Below are 18,680 nucleotides of genomic sequence, written 5' to 3' on the forward strand. Positions count from 1 at the left end.
GTTGAAAGGAGTGCCTTGGCCAAAGACCGGTCACAGCGCGAAGACTATACCGGACCACTCAGGCGCTTGCTTGTGGGGATCTTGGTGCTGGCCCTTGCCATCATTTTCCTGGTCTGGCGGATCGACAGCCCCCGCGTCGAGCGTTTTCGTGCGCAGGTCGTCGACGCGGTTGTTCCCAACATGCAATGGGCAATGGTTCCCGTCACCGGGGCGATCAACCTTGTGCGCGACTTCCAGAGCTATCAGCGTCTGTCGGAACAAAACCAGGAACTTCGGTCCGAGCTGCGGCAGATGCGGGCCTGGAAAGAGGCCGCCTTGCAACTGGAACAGGAAAATGCGCGGCTGCTCGATCTCAACAATGTGCGGCTGGATCTGCAATTGACCTATGTCACCGGGGTTGTCATGGCCGACAGCGGCTCTCCGTTCCGGCAATCGGTTCTGTTGAACGTTGGGGCGCGCGATGGCATTCGCGATGGCTGGGCCGCCATGGATGGGATCGGTCTGGTCGGGCGGATTTCCGGCACCGGGCTGGAAACCTCGCGGGCGATCCTGTTGACCGATGCCGCAAGCGCGGTTCCGGCGACGCTGCAACCCTCGGGGCAAACAGCCCTTGTCAGTGGTGACAACACGGCCGCGCCCCTGCTGAATTTTGTCGAGAACCCGGAACTTGTCCGGCCTGGCGATCGGGTCGTGACCTCCGGCGACGGGCATGTCTTCCCCCCCGGATTGCTGATCGGTCAGGTGGCAGAGGATCGGGCTGGCCGCCTCCGGGTGCGACTGTCGGCAGATTACGAGCGCCTGGAATTCCTGCGGGTGCTCCGCCATCAGGGCAGTGTGCCGATTACCGATCCCGGCGCGCTGATTGCCCCGGTGCCGGACGACATGATACCGCTGCCGCGCCCGCAGAGCCTGCTGGATGGTATCGCGCCGACGACGACACCCGACGGGGCCGAAAATGGCTAGGACCAGCACCGCAGGGATCTGGTTGATGCGCGGCGTCTTCGTCGCGGTCGCTCTGGTGATCTTGTTCTTTCACCTGCTGCCCCTCGATACGCTGCCCCGCCGGTGGAGCCCGCCTGACCTGCTGGTGGCACTGGCGTTTGCCTGGTCGGTGCGGCGCGCGGATTTCGTGCCTCCGCTGCTGATCGCGGCGGTGATGCTATTGGCAGATCTGCTGATGCAGCGCCCCCCCGGACTGTGGGCCCTGCTGGTGCTGCTGGGGAGTGAGTTCCTCAAATCGCGCCTGCCGGCCAGTCGGGAGACCTCTTTTCTGGGAGAATGGTTTGCAGTCGCGGTTATCATCGTCGGCATCACTTTGCTCAACCGGATGATCCTTGGTATCCTGGCGGTTGAACACGCCCATATTGCCCTGTTGATGATCCAGGTTATCATGACAATTGCCGTCTATCCGATTGTGGTCCTGCTCAGCCAAACACTGCTGGGCGTGCGGCGGCTCTCGGCGGCGGATGCTGAAACCATGGGAGCCCGCCTGTGAAACGCAATCCAAAAGAACTTGACGGCAGCCACCGTATACTGACGCGCCGCACCCTGGTTCTTGGTGGGCTGCAAATGGGGTTTGTCGGAGCGCTGGCAATGCGCATGCGTTTTCTGCAGGTCGAACAAGCCGATCAATTTCGCCTGCTGGCAGAGGAAAACCGGATCAACATCCGTCTGATCGCGCCGAGCCGCGGTGAGATATTTGACCGCAACGGGTTGATCGTAGCGCAAAATACACCGTCCTACCGCATTGTTCTGGTGCCAGAAGATGCCGGCGATGTGGAACAGGTGATCGCCAATTTGGCCCGTCTCATCACCATTGATGAGGAAGATCTTGAGCGTGCCCGTACCGAAATGCGCCGCTCGCCCCCTTTCCTGCCCATCACACTTGCCGACCAGATTTCCTGGAGCGACATCTCAAAGGTGGCGGTGAACGCTCCTGCCCTGCCCGGCATCACACCCGAGGTCGGCCTGACCCGGGTCTATCCTCTGCAGGACGATTTCGCCCATGTGGTCGGCTATGTGGGACCGGTATCTGACTATGACCTGTCCCGGATGGAAGACCCGGAACCCATTTTACGCATCCCCCGGTTCCAGATCGGCAAGGTCGGGCTTGAGGCCAAGCGCGAGGATGCCCTGCGCGGCAAAGCGGGTGCGAAACGGGTCGAGGTGAATGCAATGGGCCGGGTGATGCGGGAGCTTGACCGGCGCGAAGGCGAGGCCGGCGCCGACACGCAACTGACGCTGGATGCGGAATTGCAAAGCTACGTGCAGGCGCGGCTCGGGACAGAAAGCGCGGCCGCTGTGGTGATGGATGTCGAGAATGGCGATCTGCGGGCCATCTGTTCCAGCCCAAGTTTTGATCCGAACCTTTTTGTGCGCGGCATCTCGGTCGGCGACTATCGCGGGCTGACCGAAGATCCCTACCGGCCGCTTGCCAACAAGACCGTGCAGGGCACCTACCCTCCTGGTTCGACCTTCAAGATGGTGACCGCTCTTGCCGGACTGGAAAATGGAGTGATCGGCCCGGAGGAAACCGTCTGGTGCCCCGGCCATCTCGAGGTATCCGGACGGCGCTTTCACTGCTGGAAGCGCGCCGGTCACGGTCACGTCAACCTCTTGGAATCGCTCAAGGGATCCTGCGACGTTTACTTCTACGACCTGGCCATCAAGGTGGGGATCGACCGGATTTCCGAGATGGCCAACAAGCTTGGTCTTGGCATTCGCCATGACCTGCCGATGTCGGCGGTGGCCGAAGGCCTGGCACCCGACCGGGCATGGAAGTCCCGCGTCCATGGGCAGGACTGGCTGGTCGGGGACACGGTGAACGCCTCCATCGGGCAAGGTTTCATGCTCGCGTCGCCCTTGCAGCTGGCAGTGATGAGCGCGCGGATCGCATCGGGGCGGAGCGTGACGCCACGGTTGGTCAAATCCGTTGACGGCGTCGAGGAGGCCTCTGGTGCAGGTGCGCCGCTCGAGATCAACGACATCCACCTGCGCAACGTCCGCAAAGCCATGTTCGCCGTCAGCAACGACCGGCGCGGCACCGGCTATCGCTCGCGCATTATTGCCGAGGGCATGCGCATGGCAGGCAAGACCGGGACAAGCCAGGTCCGCAACATCACCGCTGCTGAACGCGCCGCCGGCGTCATCCGCAACGAGGATCTGCCCTGGGACCGGCGCGATCACGCCTTGTTTGTCTGTTTCGCGCCCTATGAGAACCCGAAATACGCGGTCTCGGTTGTTGTCGAACATGGCGGCGGCGGCTCGACCGCGGCCGCCCCCATTGCGCGCGATGTGATGTTGCAAGCGCTCTATGGCGGAACCCCACCGCTGGACGCCTATCCCACCAGCGACCGCGACAAGGTCAAAGCCCAGCAGGAGCGGCTGGAACGCGAAAGACTGAAGCGGCGTGAAACCAGTGGTAACGATCAGGCATGAGCTATCTAGAGTATAACGCCAAGTCGACACCGACCGGCCTGCGCAAGATCTTCTTTCTCAACTGGCCGCTGGCGCTGTTGCTGGCTGCGGCAGCCGGTGTCGGCTTTCTCATGCTCTATTCCGTGGCCGGCGGCTCTTTCAGCCCCTGGGTGGAACCTCAGGCCAAACGATTTCTTCTTGGCATGGCGGTCATGATGATGATCGCAATGGTCCCGATCTGGTTCTGGCGCAATATCTCAGTGCTGGCTTATCTGGCGGCGCTCGTCTTGCTTGTCGCGGTCGAGTTTTTCGGATCCGTCGGCATGGGCGCGCAACGCTGGATCGATCTGGGCCCCATTCGACTGCAACCGTCGGAGTTGATGAAAATCACACTCGTGATGATCCTCGCCGCCTATTACGACTGGCTACCGACCAATCGCACGTCGCGACCGTTCTTTGTGTTGCTGCCTGTCGCGCTCATCCTGATGCCGACCTTTCTGGTCCTGAAACAACCCGACCTTGGGACCTCGATCCTGTTGTTGGCGGCCGGCGGCGGCGTGATGTTTCTGGCCGGCGTCCACTGGGCCTATTTCGTGGCTGTCATCAGTGCGGCCGTTGGTCTCGTGGCGGCGGTCTTTCAAAGCCGCGGCACCGATTGGCAGCTTTTGAAAAATTACCAATACCGGCGCATTGATACCTTTCTCGATCCCTCGCAAGACCCGCTGGGGGCGGGCTACCACATCACCCAATCCAAAATCGCGCTTGGCTCTGGCGGATGGTCGGGGCGAGGTTTCATGCAAGGCACGCAATCGCGGCTGAACTTCTTGCCGGAGAAGCATACCGATTTCATCTTCACCACTTTGGCAGAGGAGTTCGGCTTTGTTGGCGGCATGACACTGCTGTCCATCTATATCCTCATCATTGTTTTCTGCGTCTCGACAGCCATCGCCACCAAGGATCGTTTTTCCTCTCTCGTGACCCTGGGCATTGCGCTCAACTTCTTTCTGTTTTTTGCCGTGAACATGTCGATGGTCATGGGGCTGGCCCCGGTTGTGGGCGTGCCCTTGCCAATGGTCTCCTATGGTGGGTCGGCCATGCTTGTCCTGCTCGCCGCCTTTGGCATCGTCCAAAGCGCAAATGTTCACCGCCCAAGATAGCGATCACCGTCGCGCCATCGTCAACTTCTGCCATTCCTTCGCCTCGCGGCACCATTTACAAAGGACCTCCGCATGAGCATCTTTCACCTCGCCTACAACGTCGACGATCTGGAGGCCGCCCGAAAATTCTACGGCGAAATCCTGGGCTGCCGGGTCGCACGCAGCAGTGACAGCTGGATCGACTTCGACTTCTTCGGGCATCAGATCTCGCTGCACCTTGGCACGCCCTTCGTCACAGCGAAAACCGGGCGGGTGGGCGAACATCTGGTCCCCATGCCGCATCTCGGCGTCATTCTGCCCCAGGACGACTGGGCGACGCTGGCGGAGCGCTTTCATGAGGCGGGGGTCGAATTCGAAATCCCCCCAACAACCCGTTTCAAAGGCGAGCCGGGCGAACAAAGCACCATGTTCTTTTATGACCCCGCAGGAAACCCCATTGAAATTAAGGGCTTCTCCGACATGTCCGGAGTTTTTGCCACATGATCAATGCCCTCTTTGCCGCACATGACACGCGTTGGGACACCTACGCCGCGCCGCTGAAAGCCGCGTTTCAGGCCAAAGGGCTGGAGGTGGATCTGCGGCAGGATTTCCCTCCGGAGGCCGTGGATTACATTGTCTATGCGCCCAACTCTCCGCTCCAGGATTTCGCCCCCTATACCCGGTGCAAGGCGGTCCTGAACCTCTGGGCAGGCGTGGAGCGGATCGTGGGCAACCCGACCTTGACACAGCCTCTGTGCCGGATGGTCGACCCCGGCCTGACCCGGTCCATGGTCGAATGGGTCACCGGCCATGTCTTGCGCTACCATCTCGACATTGACGCCTCGATCGCCCGACAGGACCGCTGGCAGCCCTTTGTGCCGCCGCTGGCAGAGGAACGCCCTGTTACGTTTCTCGGGCTTGGAGAGCTTGGTCAGGCCTGCGCGCAGGCCCTGACGCAACTGGGCTTTCCCGTCTCCGGCTGGGCCCGCACCCCAAAGGACCTACCTGGCGTTACCTGTTATCACGGTCCTGATGGCCTGGAACCGGCACTGTCCGCGGCAGAGATCGTGGTCCTTTTGTTGCCCGACACCAAAGAGACCGAGAATATCCTCGGCGCCAGAACCTTGGCCGCGCTGCCCAAAGGGGCCCGTATCCTCAATCCGGGGCGGGGGCCGTTGATCGACGACGCGGCATTGCTCGCCGCACTTGATACCGGCCAGGTCGCCCATGCCACATTGGATGTCTTTCGCACCGAACCCTTGCCGGCCGAACACCCCTACTGGGCCCATCCCCGCGTCACCGTAACGCCGCATATTGCGGCAGAGACCCGCCCGATCACAGCGTCGCGCGTGATTGCAGAGAACATTCACCGGGGTGAGACGGACCAGCCATTGCTATATCTGGTCGACCGCCTGCAGGGATATTGAGCGCAAAGGGCGACGGCCCAGCACGGCCTCGCCCTTTGCTTTCATCTTGTGCGGACATATCCGCGGCCTGCGGCATTCATTTCGCCGCGAGGCCGCGCCCCTTCAAAAGCGCCTCGACACCGGGCAAGCGACCCCGAAACGCGGTGTAAAGCTCAGCTGCATCGCGCGACCCGCCGGTTGACAGAATAGAGGTCTCCAAAGCCTTGGCCTGCACCGGATCAAAGGCGTTCCCGGCCTCCTCGAACGCCGCGAACGCATCGGCGTCCATGACCTCGGACCACATGTAGCTGTAATAGCCGGACGAATAGCCGTCGCCGGAAAAGACATGGGCAAAATGTGGTGTCGCATGGCGCATGACGATGGCAGTCGGCATGCCCAGCTCCTTCAGAACCTCGGCCTGTTTCGCCATCGGATCCGCCGGAGCATGGCCATCGTGGAACTCCAGATCGACCAGAGCAGAGGCAAGGTATTCCACGGTCTGGAACCCCATGTTGAAGGTCGCCGCCCCAAGAACCTTGTCAAGCATCGCCTTTGGCATCGCCGCACCGGTTTCCGCGTGGGTGGCAAACTCTTGCAGAACCTCGGGAACCTCCAGCCAGTGTTCATATAGCTGGCTCGGCAATTCGACGAAATCGCGCGCGACCGAAGTCCCCGATACGCTCTCGTAGGTCACATCCGACAGGATCTGATGCAGGGCGTGGCCAAATTCGTGAAACAGCGTGCGCGCGTCATCATAGGACAACAGCGCAGGGTCGCCTTTGGCAAAATTGCAGACATTGACCACGATCGGGCTTTGCTCCTCGGGAAACTTCGCCTGCGCGCGCATCGCGGAGCACCAAGCGCCAGATCGTTTCGACCCACGGGCAAAATAGTCGCCGATGAACACGGCCAGGTGCTTGCCGTTCCGAGTCACCTCCCAGGCGCGGCAATCCTTGTGGTACAGCGGCACATCGAGCGGCGCGAACTCCAGTCCGAACAAGCGGTTGGCGCAGGAAAACGCCGCATCAATCATCCGGTCAAGCTGCAGATAGGGCTTCAGCTCAGCCTCATCGAGGTCATGTTCGATCTTGCGACGTTTTTCGGCGTAGTAGTGCCAGTCCCAGGGTTCCAGATCGCCGTTGATACCGTCTTCATGCATCATCCGGGTCAGGACGGCCGCATCTTTGTCGGCCTGGGCCTTTGCCGGGCCCCAGACATCCAGCAACAGCCCGCGCACGGCCGCAGGGGTTTTCGCCATTTCGGTTTCCAGCTTGTAGGTCGCGAAGTTTTCGTAGCCCAGAAGCTTTGCCCGTTCTTCGCGCAGCGCCAGAATTTCAGCCGCAATCGCTCGGTTGTCGTGTGCACCGCCGTTGGCGCCTCTCGAAACATAGGCACGATGGGCCTTTTCACGCAGATCGCGACGGGGCGAGAACTGCAAAAAGGGCGTTACGATGGACCGTGCGAGGGTCAGAACCGGCCCCTCTGCCCCTTTTTCCGTGCCGACAGCCCGGATGGCCTTGACCGCGAAATCCGGCAGGCCTTCCAGGTCCGCATCTGACAGCGGCAGCGACCAGCTGCGCTCGTCCGCCAGAAGGTTCTGCGTAAACTCCGTCCCCAAGGTGGCAAGGCGCGACTTGATCTCTTGCATGCGGCTGTCGGCAGCCCCCTCCAGTGCTGCGCCCGCGCGCACGAAGCCGCGATAGGTCAGCATCAGCACCCGCGCCTGTTCGTCGCTCAGATCCAGGGCATCGCGCTGATCCCAAACGGCCTTCACCCGGCGAAACAGCGCCTTGTTGGCAGTGATGGCGGAAAAATGAGCCGCCAGTTTCGGTGAAAACGCCCGTTGCAGTTCTTCGCGTTGCGGGGTGCTATCCGCGCCGGAAACGGCAAAAAACACCGACAGAACCTGTTCCAGCGGCGCGCAGGGGGTTTCCAGCTTTTCAATGACATTGGCAAAGCTTGGCGGCTGCGTTGTGGTGGCGATCGCCTCGATCTGACGCGAATGGGCTTCTAGCGCTGCGTCCAGAGCGGGGGCAAAATCATCGTCTGAAATCTGATCGAACGGCGCAATCCCATAAGGGGTGTTCCAGTCGGACAAGAACGGGTTTGTCATTGGGGGTCTCCTTTGAGGCGACGCTAGCGGGTCTTGATCCGGGCTGCAATCCGCTCCGCCGGACGTCATTACCAACGCCAGCGCCTGCGATCCGGGGTGTCCCTGCGAAAACCCGTTGGCCCAGACGCCGAACGCCCGATTGTGCGCCGCGTGAGCCTGCGCTTCAGCGATGGCCCTGACGGTTGCGCAAGGACCGCTCCAACCCGCGCAAGGCCAGGGAAAGGGAAATCGTCATCCCAAGGTAGACCAGCGCCACCATGTTATAGGTTTCGAAATAGCGAAAATTGCTGGCCGCAGTCACCTTCCCCAGTTGAGTGATATCAAGAACCCCCAGCACCGACACCAGAGAGCTGTCCTTGACCAGCGCCACGAAATCATTCCCCAGGGGCGGCAGCACCGTTCGGATCGCCTGTGGAAACACGATAAACCTGAACCGGTGCAGCCCACCAAGACCAAGCGCCTTTGCCGCCTCGATCTGGCCCGGGCTGACAGACAGAAGGCCGGCCCGGAACACTTCGGCGATGAAGGCCGAATAGGCAATCATCAATGCCAGCACAGCGCGCCAGAGCAATGGGAAGTTTCGGGTTCGGATCGGGTCGATCCCGAGGAACCCCATGGCCCAGTTTCGCAAGTCGACGAGGGCAGGTGCCAGGACAAATGCGACGTAGAGCAAGAGCACGATGATGGGAATACCGCGCACCACCTCGACATAGAACCGGCAGATCTGGCGCAGGATCAGCCACCGCGAGGTCCCGCCCAGCGCCAGCAACAGCCCCACCGCGGACGCAGAGAAAAAGCTGACGAATGTCACAAGCAGCGTGACCCCCACACCGCGCCAAAGCGTCGTCATGATTTGCGCGTAGATATCGCTGCGCGCCACCTCAACCCCAAGATAGAGCGCGCCGCCCACGACAGCGAGCAACCACCATGGAAAGTCATCTTTGTTTTCGCCTTTACGGTGGTGCGCCATGACCCTGCCCTGTTACGACAAACCCCGGCCGAATGCGGCCGGGGCACTATTCCTCACGCTGAACTGACGGGCTTATTGCCCCATCTTGTAGTCCAGAAACCACCTTTTGTTGAGCGCATCCAGCGTGCCATCCACACGCATATTGGCAAGGGCTGCATTCACAGCCCCCGCAAGGTCGCTGCCTTTGGGAAAGATAAAGCCGAAATCCTCGGTGCCAAGCGGATCGCCGATGATCTTGAGCGCGCCGTCAGAGGCCGCAACAACCCCGTTGGCAGCTGTGCTGTCAGAGAGCGCCAGATCGACATCGCCGGTGCGCAGCGCCTGAAGGGAGGCGCCAAAGGTTTCAAACAGCTTGATCCGGGGATTGCCCTCGTCGCCATCCAACACGTCATAAACGGTGACGTAAAAGGGGGTCGTGCCGGGCTGTGCGGCGGCCAGAAGGTCCGGATCGGCCGCGAAACTTGCGGCATCCTCGAACCGGTTTTCATCGCCCGCGACGATCATCCGCATTTCGGACGTCAGGTAAGGTTCTGAGAAATCGACCATTTCACGACGATCCTCGCGGATGGTGATACCGTTCATTGCCAGGTCATACTGACCAGCACTAATGGCCGGGATCATCGCGTCCCAGCTGGCATTCTCGTACACGACCGTGATGTTGATGCGCTCGGCTATTTCGGCAATCGCATCATATTCCCAACCAATCGCCTGTCCGGTCGCCGGGTCGATAAACTGCAACGGCGGATAGGTATTTTCGGTGACCACAACCACCTCGCGGCCGCCGAGGTCCGGCAGTTCGGCGGCAAACACACTGGTTGCCAGCACCGCCGAAGCAGCAGCGGCAAGGGCTAGGTAAGGGTTCATGTCAGGTCTCTCCTGTCGGGGCCGAAGCACTGGTATTGTGTCCACAGACCGGGCAATCGGGTCGTGATTTCAGTGCAATTCGGCGGGTTTCACCATATAGACCATCGTAGATCAACATCTGTGAGCGCAAGACCTCTCCGGCGCCGGTGATCTGTTTTACCGCCTCGACCGCCATCATCGACCCCAACACCCCAGGCAATGGGCCAATCACCCCCGCCTCGGCGCAACTGGGCGCCAGCCCATCCGCCGGGGCCACAGGAAAAATGCACTGATAGCAAGGTCCGCCACGTGCCGGATCAAAGACAGAAATCTGCCCCTCCCACTGGCTCAGCGCCCCGGAAATCAGCGGCTTGCCTTGTGACACGGCGACCCGGTTTGCAAGATACCGGGTGGCAAAATTGTCGGTTCCATCAAGGATCAGATCATAGTCCGCAAAGAGCGCTACCGCGATATCATCGGTCAGACGCCGCGCGTAGGGTCGAACCGTCACAAACGGATTTTGCGCCTCCATTGCGGCCTTGGCCGAGACGACTTTGGCCACACCGATATCGCGATCCCGGTGGATGACCTGGCGTTGCAGGTTGGCGTTTTCGACCAGGTCGTCATCAATCACACCGATGGTGCCGACGCCAGCCGCCGCCAGATATTGCAAAGTCGGCGCCCCCAAGCCGCCCGCACCGATCACCAGGACCCTGGCATCTTTCAACCGTTTCTGACCGAGGCCGCCGATTTCGCGCAGTACGATATGCCGGGCATAGCGATTGAGTTCGACATCCCGGAAGGGCGCATCTGTCGCGGGGTCCGACGCTGTTGCGCCCGCGTCCCGACCGGCGCGCCCACGCAAATATCGAAGCAAAACCGAATAGGCCGCGACCACACCTGCCAGGCCGAACAGAATGAACCACAGACTTGCGGTTCCACCGGTGGCCGTCTTCAGCGGCGCACCATCCGGCAGGGTCAGCTGGAGGGCGATCACGGCGGCGAACAGGACCAGCTCCAGCCCGAACCGCAACCGGCGTGCGACCCCGAACAAGCGCCCGCCCCACCATATCAGGCCGGCAAGCCCCAGAACCAGGATCATGCCGCGCCTCCGCCCGTTCCGGTGGAGCCGAATCCGCCTGCCCCCCTTTCGGTGGTCTGAGCGAATTCATCGACCACAGTCAGATTGGCACGCAGGATGGGAACAAACATCATCTGGGCGATCCTCTCGCCGGGCTGGATCACAATTGTCGCGCTTCCAGCGGGGTTTCTGTTCCACACACTGACATAGACCTGACCGGTATAATCAGCATCAATCAACCCGACGCTATTGCCCATCACAAGACCTTTTTTGTGCCCCAGGCCCGACCGCGGCAAGACAAGCGCCGCGCAGGACAAGTCTTTCATGTTGAACGCTAATCCGGATGGGATCAAAATGGCTGGCGCCTGCGGTTCTATCGCTGTTTCCTGCTCGACGCAGGCATATAGATCAATTGCCGCCGCACCGCTGGATTGATAGTCTGCTAGCCCCCAGGCCTTGATACGCGGGTCCAGAATCTTCACGTCTACCGACAGTTGCCCTTGTGTCATCGCATCGCCCTTTTGTCTTCGGCTCACCATGGACGGTCTTGATCTGACCGGCCGCGCAACGGTTATGCCCCGGATCGACCTCCGAATGCCACCTACCAATTGGAGACCTGCAACGGCTGGCGACCACATCCATGGTCCGCCGTGCCCGATGGCAATCAGGCCTTGGGCGATGAGACCTGTCCGCCGCCACATGTGCGATGCCTTTCGCGCCTTCCGCGGGCAAGGGCAGTCATGGCGCGAGAGCTTCTTTTGCAAATGGCGCTGGACTGGCGCAGGCTGCATTGGTGCCGCCGCCCTGACCGTGTAGATATGCTGGAAACAGCGACGCGCCACCATCACGTCAGAACCGACAACGATCTGGACGGAAATCGCGGCGTGGCGCGCGGCTTTCGCCGCACGAAGCGATCCCTTGTGGCAGAAAACTCTGCTCAGAGCACAAAAGCCATAGTATTCAGAGGCGCGCCCCTGTTTCTGCACGCCTGTTGTCAAACCGCGCTTCGCTGGATCGCGGATGAACCTACAACTTACCGCACGGCTTCGTTGCCCAGAAGTTCAACAGCTGCCAGCCTGATATCCTCTTCCGAGGCGGGTTTGCGCACAATCCGGCATTCGGTGGGGGCAAGGTTCAGTTCGGAGGCATCATTCCCGTCGGTCAACAACAGCATGGGCAGGGCATTCTGGTTGGCCATTGCCACCGCCCGATGGCAGACTTCCCCCCGCAGGCTTGCATCTACGATGCACAGGTCAAACTTGTGGCTGGCCATCATCTGGCAGGCATCGACTTCGCTGGTCGACAAATGGGGCGAGCCAATGCGATGCATGCGGATCATGTCACAAAGAAGCTGCCCCAGCAGAATGTCATCTTCCAGGACGAGTATCTCCCGGTCGCCACGCGTCATGACTGCGCGCTCCACATCAGCCACAACGGGCCCAAAACCACTGGCCACAAAGGCTCAACCCCGAGCCGACTACCTAGCAACACCACAACCTCCAACATCGCCCAATTCGGTATGCGACATAAGGAAAACACAGGAAAAACGTCTGCCACATGTGCAGCAAACTTACCGTATGCTGCACATGATTTAGCGACAAAAGAGTTAACCCGCGGCCCGGTTTCCGTAAAAAAATCGCGCCTGAATGTTTTACGGCAGGCCTGTTTTGCAGGGCCGGACGGCGCCCTGGCCCGGCTCAGCCGCCATTAAACTTTTGCGCTCAGTCGGAACGATCCAGGTCGGTCAGGGCCTGTGCAATTTTCTGCGCCAATCGGGCAGCGACGTCGTCCTTTTTCATGCGCGGCCAGGTTTCGGCGCCAACGTCGCGAATAAGGGAGATCGCGTTCTCATCGCCGCCCATAATTCCGGTGGCGGGCGAGACATCATTGGCCAAAATCCAATCGCAGCCTTTGCGCACCCGCTTCGCGGTGGCGTTTTCAAGCACGTCATTGGTTTCCGCCGCGAAGCCAACGACCAATGATGGGCGGCCCGCTTCCAGATTCGAAATCCGTTTGAGAATGTCCGGATTTTCCGCAAATTTCAGATCCGGCACGCCGCCCTTGGATTTTTTCAATTTTTGGTCCGTGGGAGAGATCACCCTCCAATCTGCAACCGCCGCAGCGAACACAGCGGCATCAACCGGCAGCGCCGCCAGGACCGCGGCCTCCATTTCTTGGGCGGTTTCAACCGGAACCACCTCCACGCCCTCAGGCGGGCGCACGGCTGCCGGGCCCGTGATAAACACCACCTCAGCACCCAATGCGCGCAGAGCACGGGCCACCGCTGTCCCCTGCGCCCCGGACGACCGGTTGGCGATGTAGCGGACCGGGTCAATCGGTTCGTGCGTCGGGCCGGATGTCACCAGGACACGCTTGCCGACCAATGGGCCCTGGCTCAGCCTCGATGTGATCGCAGCAACGATCTCTTCGGGTTCTGCCAGGCGACCCGGTCCAAATTCGCCACAGGCCATCCCGCCGTCGTTCGGTCCGACGAATTGAATTCCGTCCGACGTCAATTGTTCAATATTGCGCCGCGTGGCTGGGTGGGTCCACATCCGGACATTCATCGCGGGTGCGAGCAGCACCGGCGTATCCGTCGCCAAAAGCAAGGTCGAGGCAAGATCATTGGCATGCCCCTGCGCCATCTTGGCCATCAGATCCGCCGTCGCAGGTGCCACCACCAGCAGGTCCGCACTGCGGGAAAGCTGGATATGCCCCATCTCGGCCTCTGAGGTGAGATCGAACAAATCACGGTGAACAGCCACACCCGCAAGCGCCGAAACCGAGAGCGGCGTGACAAATTCTTCGCCCGCGCGGGTGAGAACTGGGGTGACGCGCGCGCCCTGTTCCTGCAGACGACGGATCAGCTCGAGGGCCTTATACGCGGCGATCCCGCCCCCGATAACAAGGAGAATATGTTTACCTGCCAGCATGATACGCCCCAGCTGCCTCATTTGCCGCAACCCTATCGCGCTCCCGCGACAGAAGGAACCGCTTTTGCGTGCCCTTTGACGCAAGCCGCCACAGGTGGCCGCTCGCCGGGGGGCCTCGGGGGGTGGCAAGCTTTAAATCGCCGTTTTCATGCCACCTGCGATCGCAAGTGCAACTGACTAAAAAGAAGAAACAAAATTCAAGAGGCACCACATGGAACGCGCGCCCAATGCTCTGGCTCTCTCGGCCAGGTGCCGCATACGCATGTTTCACACGAGAAAATTCTGAACCTCACGCGATTGGCCTTCGAGACATTTCCGCATTTTCTGAAACGCGGCGGCTTCCAGCTGCCGGACGCGCTCTTTGGACAACCCCAGCTCATTGCCGAGGCTCTCTAGCGTTCTGGGATCTTCCCTCAGCTTACGCTCTCTGACAATGAACCGCTCGCGCTCGTTCAATCCATTCAGCGCCGTGATCAACCACTCGCGCAACTGACGGGTGTCATGATCGCTTTCCACACGCTCCGCAGCCTGTTCGCTGTCATCTTCCAGCGCATCAATCCACTCTCGCCCATCCTCATCAGCCGATTGCACGGCGTTGAGCGAGAAATCGGCGCCGGCCAGACGACCATCCATCATCTCGACATCGCGGAGCGGAACGCCAATCTCGACCGCGATCATTTGTTGCAGCTTGTGACGGTCCAGCGAGACCCCTTCGGTCTGCGCCTCGCGCTCCAGCTGAGCCTGCACGCGTCGCATGTTGAAGAACAGGGATTTTTGCGACGACGTCGACCCGGTGCGCACCATGGACCAATTGCGCATCACATAGTCCTGGATAGATGCCTTGATCCACCAGACCGCATAGGTTGAAAACCGCACGCCACGATCCGGGTCGAATTTTTCGGCGGCTTTCATCAAGCCAAGCCCGGCCTCCTGGATGAGGTCATTCATCGGCGCGCCGTATCGTCTGAATTTCGATGCCATCGAAACGGCCAGGCGCATATAGGCGGTGATAAGTCGGTGCAGGGCCTGGACATCCCGTTCGTCTCGCCAGGCGTAGGCCAGGGCCAACTCGGTTTCCGCATCCAAAAGCTCAGCCTTCATGGCCCGCTTTGGGAGGGGGTTTTCAGAGGAATCGTCCAGTGCCATGTTAAACTCCCTGTTCTAAGAACTACGTAATCAACGTGCGAGGGGCGGCTTTGGTTCAAAAAAAGTTTTGAGACGTGTCGAAAGTGGCCTTCGGATCCGCTAGGAGGTCAGCAAAACGTCGCAAATTTCTCTGTTGCTTCCGGTGTTCGGTGGCGGCAAAGCGTGCAGCACGCTTACAACCATGAGGGTAGACATCTTGGCAGGCAAAGTCACAGTCATTCTCGGCGGCGCAGCGTCCGGAAAATCGGCTATTGCCGAGCAAGCCTGTGTGAGCACAGGGAAAAATCGCTTTTACTGGGCAACATCACAAATACTTGATTCTGAAATGCACCAACGGGTGAACACCCATATCGCGCAGCGTGGCAGCGGCTGGACCACCATAGAGGAGCCATTTGAATGCGCGACAGCCATCTCGCAAATGACACGGGATGATATCCTGTTGATGGAATGCGCGACCATGTGGCTGAGCAACCATATGATGGCGGACCATGATCTGGAACATCAGACCGAGGCCTTGCTGCGCAGCTTCGCAACCTGCGCTGCAGACATTGTGGTGGTGACGAACGAAACCGGCCTTGGCATCGTCCCCGAAAACGCCCTCGCCCGCAGGTTCCGCGAGGCGCAGGGCCGTCTGAATATCGCCCTCGCGGCACAGGCTGATTGTGTTGTCCTGGTCACGGCTGGGTTGGCCCAGACCCTCAAGGGTGTGATGTGACCACCCGGTTTCATTTGTTGCGCCATGGTCCGACCCACGCGCGCGCTATGGTCGGATGGTCCGACGTGCCCGCTGACCTGTCGGATCTGGCCCGGCTGGAGCGATTGACTGCCATCCTGCCGCCGACAGCCATCGTGGTGTCGTCGGACCTGTCGCGCGCGGTCGCCACGGCGGATGCCATTCAGGGCACGCGTCGGCGCCTGCCCCATATCTCCGGCCTGCGTGAAATCCACTTTGGGGCCTGGGAAATGCGGACCTGGGCCGAGGTCGACGCCGTGTCTCCCGATCACATTCGCGCGTTCTGGGACAAACCCGGCGATATCGCACCGCCCGATGGCGAAAGCTGGAACGCGCTTTTACGCCGGGTTTCGGCTGCAATGGACGGTTTGGCGCAGGACCACAGCGGGGCCGATGTGATCGTGGTTGGACATTTCGGGCAGATTCTCACCCAGGTGCAGCGCGCCGCAGGCCTCTCCGCCGTCGAAGTATTTGCCCAGAAGATCGACAATCTGTCACTGACGCGCGTGGATCATCACCAGGGGAGCTGGAGGCTTGGGGCGATAAATCAAACTCCGTGATGCCTGACAGGAAAACAATGAATTGTACTGAAGCTTGGACAGGCGCTAGCGTTTTGGCATGACATATACACTCTACATCGGTGATCGCATGTTCTCCAGCTGGTCTCTGCGCGGCTGGCTCATGCTCGAGAAATTTTCTCTGCCCCATCAGGTTCAACTGGTCGGGCTATACTCTGGCACGATGGCGCAGGATCTCGCGCCCTTGGCCCCGGCCCGACTGGTTCCAACCCTGCGCTTGCCCGATGGCACCGTTGTCGGAGAGACCATGGCGATGGCGGAAACGCTGGCCGAACGCCATCCGGAGGCCGGAATGTGGCCGCAGGATCCGGCAGCGCGCGCCACCGCCCGTTGGTTGTCCGCGGAAATGGCCGCAGGGTTTGGCGCGCTGCGCTCAGAATGTCCGATGCAGCTGCGGCACGTCTGGCAGGGGTTTGCCCCCTCAGCGCCCGTGTTGAAAGATCTGGACCGGATCGAAACGCTCTTTGCCCATGCCCGCAAGATATCCGGCCATTCCACGGGGCCGCTGTTCGGCGACTATTGTCTGGCCGATGTGTTCTACACGCCTGTTGCTGCGCGGATCATCGGGTTCAACCTCCCGGTTTCAGAAAGCACCCGGTCCTATTGCATGACCCTGCTGGACGATCCCGCCGTTCGCGCCTGGCGCGCGCTGGCCCTGCAGGTGCAGTACGATCCCGATCCCTATCCGCAAGACCTGGCGCAGCTGCCCTGGCCAAGCGATGCAATTTAGCGACCGGTTTACGGCCGAATTAACCCTTCAGTAACCACGATTTCCAATGCTGGCTCCCGAGACCCATAGGTCTCTGGGAGCTGTTATGATTTCGCGCGCGCATACCGTCGCCTTTCAGGGCGTTGAGGCCACTCCGATCGAGGTACAATGCGCGGTCGCACCGGGTTTGCCCGCCTTTTCCATCGTCGGGCTGCCCGACAAGGCCGTGAGTGAGGCCCGCGACCGTGTCCGCTCCGCCCTTGCGGTGATGTCGATCGCCCTGCCGTCGCGGCGGATAACCATCAACTTGTCACCGGCCGACATCCCAAAGGAGGGAAGCCATTTCGACCTGCCAATCGCGGTTGCGCTCCTGGCCGCGTTGGAGATTTTGCCCCCCGAGGCGGCGGAAGAGACGCTGGCCTTGGGCGAGCTGTCCCTTGACGGCACCCTGGTGGCGATCAACGGCGCATTGCCGGCCGCGCTCGCCGCTGCGGAACAGGACCGTCGCCTGCTGTGCCCCAAGGCATCGGGGCCAGAGGCGGCCTGGGTGGAGGCGACACCGGTCATTGCCGCCGCCTCGCTGACCGATGTCATCCGCCACTTCACCGGCCAATGCGTGATTGCCCCCGCCCAACCCGGCGAAGTGATCGACCGGATCGACGACAAGGATCTGGCGGATGTCAAAGGCCAGGACAGCGCCCGCCGCGCCCTGGAAATCGCGGCCGCCGGGCGACATCACCTGCTGATGAGCGGCCCCCCCGGTGCTGGGAAATCCATGCTGGCCGCGCGGTTGCCGTCGATCCTGCCACCGTTGTCGCCGCAAGAGGCGCTCGAGACGTCGATGATCCACTCGATTTGCGGGCTGATCGAAGCCGGAGGCGTCAGTCGCACCCGGCCCTTCAGGACACCGCATCACACGGCTTCGATGGCAGCGATCGTCGGGGGCGGGCGACGCGCCCAACCGGGAGAGATCAGCCTGGCCCACAACGGCGTGCTGTTCCTGGATGAGCTTCCGGAATTTGCCCGTGCGGTCCTGGAAACCCTGCGCCAGCCGCTTGAGACTGGCGATGTCATGGTTGCCCGCGCAAATGCCCATGTGCGATACCCCAGCCGGTTCATGCTGGTCGCCGCAGCCAACCCATGCCGCTGCGGTTACTTGACCGATCCCAACCGGGCCTGTGCCAAGGCACCCGGCTGCGGCACAGACTATATGGCGCGCATCTCCGGCCCACTGATGGATCGGTTTGATCTGCGCATCGATGTAGAGCCGGTGGCCGTCACGGACATGGACCGTCACCAACGGGGCGAAGCATCCGCCGACGTGGCCAGGCGTGTCGCAGACGCCCGTGCCATCCAGGCAGACCGATACGCGGATTGTGAGGGGATCGCCTCAAACGCCGATGCAGAGGGCCGAGTGCTGGATCAGGTGGCCGCGTTGGACACCCCAAGCCAGACACTCATGCTGAAGGCCGCAGAGCGGTTCCGCCTGAGCGCGCGCGGATATCACCGGGTTCTGCGCGTGGCCCGCACCATCGCGGACCTTGACGCCGAACCCGATATTTCGCGCGACCACCTTGCCGAAGCGCTCTCCTACCGGCTGCCCGGTTCGTCCTAA

Annotated in this window: 18 protein-coding genes; 10 read left to right on the top strand and 8 right to left on the bottom strand. The window is 61.1% G+C overall.

Going from position 1 to position 18,680, the window contains the following annotated elements:
- Positions 1-15: 15 nt before the first annotated feature.
- From mreC to TRIHO_RS22510, 6 genes are all read left to right on the top strand, one after another.
- Positions 16-963: a rod shape-determining protein MreC gene (gene mreC / locus TRIHO_RS22485; RefSeq protein ID WP_068248985.1), complete on the top strand. Its 948-nt coding sequence runs from the start codon at positions 16-18 to the stop codon at positions 961-963.
- Complete coding sequence (locus TRIHO_RS22490) at positions 956-1,495, top strand: rod shape-determining protein MreD (protein ID WP_068248986.1); 540 nt, start codon at positions 956-958, stop codon at positions 1,493-1,495. The genes mreC and TRIHO_RS22490 overlap by 8 nt, the downstream gene beginning before the upstream one ends.
- Positions 1,492-3,438: a penicillin-binding protein 2 gene (gene mrdA, locus TRIHO_RS22495; RefSeq protein WP_068248987.1), complete on the top strand. Its 1,947-nt coding sequence runs from the start codon at positions 1,492-1,494 to the stop codon at positions 3,436-3,438. Before TRIHO_RS22490 ends, mrdA begins: the two co-directional genes overlap by 4 nt.
- Entirely contained in the window at positions 3,435-4,574 is a 1,140-nt protein-coding gene (rodA, locus tag TRIHO_RS22500) for a rod shape-determining protein RodA (protein ID WP_068248988.1), read from the top strand. The genes mrdA and rodA overlap by 4 nt, the downstream gene beginning before the upstream one ends.
- A gap of 72 nt (positions 4,575-4,646) precedes the next feature.
- Complete coding sequence (locus tag TRIHO_RS22505; protein WP_068248990.1) at positions 4,647-5,057, top strand: VOC family protein; 411 nt, start codon at positions 4,647-4,649, stop codon at positions 5,055-5,057.
- On the top strand, positions 5,054-5,980 hold the full coding sequence (locus tag TRIHO_RS22510; protein WP_068248992.1) for a 2-hydroxyacid dehydrogenase: 927 nt from the start codon (positions 5,054-5,056) through the stop codon (positions 5,978-5,980). Before TRIHO_RS22505 ends, TRIHO_RS22510 begins: the two co-directional genes overlap by 4 nt.
- Before the next feature lie 76 nt (positions 5,981-6,056).
- Here TRIHO_RS22510 and TRIHO_RS22515 read toward each other — a convergent pair whose 3' ends face one another.
- From TRIHO_RS22515 to TRIHO_RS22550, 8 genes are all read right to left on the bottom strand, one after another.
- Positions 6,057-8,072: a M3 family metallopeptidase gene (locus TRIHO_RS22515; protein ID WP_068248994.1), complete on the bottom strand. Its 2,016-nt coding sequence runs from the start codon at positions 8,070-8,072 to the stop codon at positions 6,057-6,059.
- Between the two features lie 163 nt (positions 8,073-8,235).
- Positions 8,236-9,042 (bottom strand): amino acid ABC transporter permease, encoded by an 807-nt coding sequence (locus TRIHO_RS22520; RefSeq protein WP_068248995.1) that lies wholly within the window; start codon positions 9,040-9,042, stop codon positions 8,236-8,238.
- Between the two features lie 72 nt (positions 9,043-9,114).
- Positions 9,115-9,906 (bottom strand): transporter substrate-binding domain-containing protein, encoded by a 792-nt coding sequence (locus tag TRIHO_RS22525; RefSeq protein WP_068248996.1) that lies wholly within the window; start codon positions 9,904-9,906, stop codon positions 9,115-9,117.
- A 1-nt stretch (position 9,907) separates the two neighbouring features.
- Positions 9,908-10,987, bottom strand: coding sequence for a HesA/MoeB/ThiF family protein (locus TRIHO_RS22530; protein ID WP_068248998.1), 1,080 nt, complete (start codon positions 10,985-10,987; stop codon positions 9,908-9,910).
- On the bottom strand, positions 10,984-11,448 hold the full coding sequence (gene dut / locus TRIHO_RS22535) for a dUTP diphosphatase (RefSeq protein ID WP_456300662.1): 465 nt from the start codon (positions 11,446-11,448) through the stop codon (positions 10,984-10,986). The genes TRIHO_RS22530 and dut overlap by 4 nt, the downstream gene beginning before the upstream one ends.
- Positions 11,449-11,999: 551 nt before the next feature.
- Positions 12,000-12,374 (bottom strand): response regulator, encoded by a 375-nt coding sequence (locus tag TRIHO_RS22540; RefSeq protein WP_068248999.1) that lies wholly within the window; start codon positions 12,372-12,374, stop codon positions 12,000-12,002.
- A 313-nt stretch (positions 12,375-12,687) separates the two neighbouring features.
- Positions 12,688-13,899 (bottom strand): bifunctional phosphopantothenoylcysteine decarboxylase/phosphopantothenate--cysteine ligase CoaBC, encoded by a 1,212-nt coding sequence (gene coaBC / locus TRIHO_RS22545; RefSeq protein WP_068249000.1) that lies wholly within the window; start codon positions 13,897-13,899, stop codon positions 12,688-12,690.
- 267 nt (positions 13,900-14,166) lie between these two features.
- Positions 14,167-15,045, bottom strand: coding sequence for an RNA polymerase factor sigma-32 (locus tag TRIHO_RS22550; RefSeq protein WP_068249001.1), 879 nt, complete (start codon positions 15,043-15,045; stop codon positions 14,167-14,169).
- A 181-nt stretch (positions 15,046-15,226) separates the two neighbouring features.
- Here TRIHO_RS22550 and cobU point away from each other — a divergent pair, with 181 nt between their 5' ends.
- The 4 genes from cobU (at position 15,227) to TRIHO_RS22570 (ending at position 18,680) form a co-directional block, all read left to right on the top strand.
- Positions 15,227-15,760: a bifunctional adenosylcobinamide kinase/adenosylcobinamide-phosphate guanylyltransferase gene (gene cobU, locus TRIHO_RS22555; protein WP_068249003.1), complete on the top strand. Its 534-nt coding sequence runs from the start codon at positions 15,227-15,229 to the stop codon at positions 15,758-15,760.
- Positions 15,757-16,338: a histidine phosphatase family protein gene (locus TRIHO_RS22560; RefSeq protein ID WP_068249005.1), complete on the top strand. Its 582-nt coding sequence runs from the start codon at positions 15,757-15,759 to the stop codon at positions 16,336-16,338. Before cobU ends, TRIHO_RS22560 begins: the two co-directional genes overlap by 4 nt.
- Positions 16,339-16,396: 58 nt before the next feature.
- Positions 16,397-17,086: a glutathione S-transferase gene (locus TRIHO_RS22565; protein ID WP_068249007.1), complete on the top strand. Its 690-nt coding sequence runs from the start codon at positions 16,397-16,399 to the stop codon at positions 17,084-17,086.
- An 85-nt stretch (positions 17,087-17,171) separates the two neighbouring features.
- Positions 17,172-18,680 (top strand): YifB family Mg chelatase-like AAA ATPase, encoded by a 1,509-nt coding sequence (locus tag TRIHO_RS22570; RefSeq protein ID WP_068249009.1) that lies wholly within the window; start codon positions 17,172-17,174, stop codon positions 18,678-18,680.

The sequence above is a fragment of the Tritonibacter horizontis genome (assembly GCF_001518015.1).
Classification (GTDB): Bacteria; Pseudomonadota; Alphaproteobacteria; order Rhodobacterales; family Rhodobacteraceae; genus Epibacterium; species Epibacterium horizontis.

What these genes read in the sequence shown, in the direction of transcription:
- TRIHO_RS22490 (WP_068248986.1), top strand. Translation starts at nt 956, where the DNA reads ATGGCTAGGACCAGCACCGCAGGGATCTGGTTGATGCGCGGCGTCTTC.
- rodA (WP_068248988.1), top strand. Translation starts at nt 3,435, where the DNA reads ATGAGCTATCTAGAGTATAACGCCAAGTCGACACCGACCGGCCTGCGC.
- TRIHO_RS22505 (WP_068248990.1), top strand. Translation starts at nt 4,647, where the DNA reads ATGAGCATCTTTCACCTCGCCTACAACGTCGACGATCTGGAGGCCGCC.
- TRIHO_RS22510 (WP_068248992.1), top strand. Translation starts at nt 5,054, where the DNA reads ATGATCAATGCCCTCTTTGCCGCACATGACACGCGTTGGGACACCTAC.
- TRIHO_RS22515 (WP_068248994.1), bottom strand. Translation starts at nt 8,072, where the DNA reads ATGACAAACCCGTTCTTGTCCGACTGGAACACCCCTTATGGGATTGCG.
- TRIHO_RS22520 (WP_068248995.1), bottom strand. Translation starts at nt 9,042, where the DNA reads ATGGCGCACCACCGTAAAGGCGAAAACAAAGATGACTTTCCATGGTGG.
- TRIHO_RS22525 (WP_068248996.1), bottom strand. Translation starts at nt 9,906, where the DNA reads ATGAACCCTTACCTAGCCCTTGCCGCTGCTGCTTCGGCGGTGCTGGCA.
- TRIHO_RS22530 (WP_068248998.1), bottom strand. Translation starts at nt 10,987, where the DNA reads ATGATCCTGGTTCTGGGGCTTGCCGGCCTGATATGGTGGGGCGGGCGC.
- TRIHO_RS22540 (WP_068248999.1), bottom strand. Translation starts at nt 12,374, where the DNA reads ATGACGCGTGGCGACCGGGAGATACTCGTCCTGGAAGATGACATTCTG.
- coaBC (WP_068249000.1), bottom strand. Translation starts at nt 13,899, where the DNA reads ATGCTGGCAGGTAAACATATTCTCCTTGTTATCGGGGGCGGGATCGCC.
- TRIHO_RS22550 (WP_068249001.1), bottom strand. Translation starts at nt 15,045, where the DNA reads ATGGCACTGGACGATTCCTCTGAAAACCCCCTCCCAAAGCGGGCCATG.
- cobU (WP_068249003.1), top strand. Translation starts at nt 15,227, where the DNA reads ATGAGGGTAGACATCTTGGCAGGCAAAGTCACAGTCATTCTCGGCGGC.
- TRIHO_RS22565 (WP_068249007.1), top strand. Translation starts at nt 16,397, where the DNA reads ATGACATATACACTCTACATCGGTGATCGCATGTTCTCCAGCTGGTCT.
- TRIHO_RS22570 (WP_068249009.1), top strand. Translation starts at nt 17,172, where the DNA reads ATGATTTCGCGCGCGCATACCGTCGCCTTTCAGGGCGTTGAGGCCACT.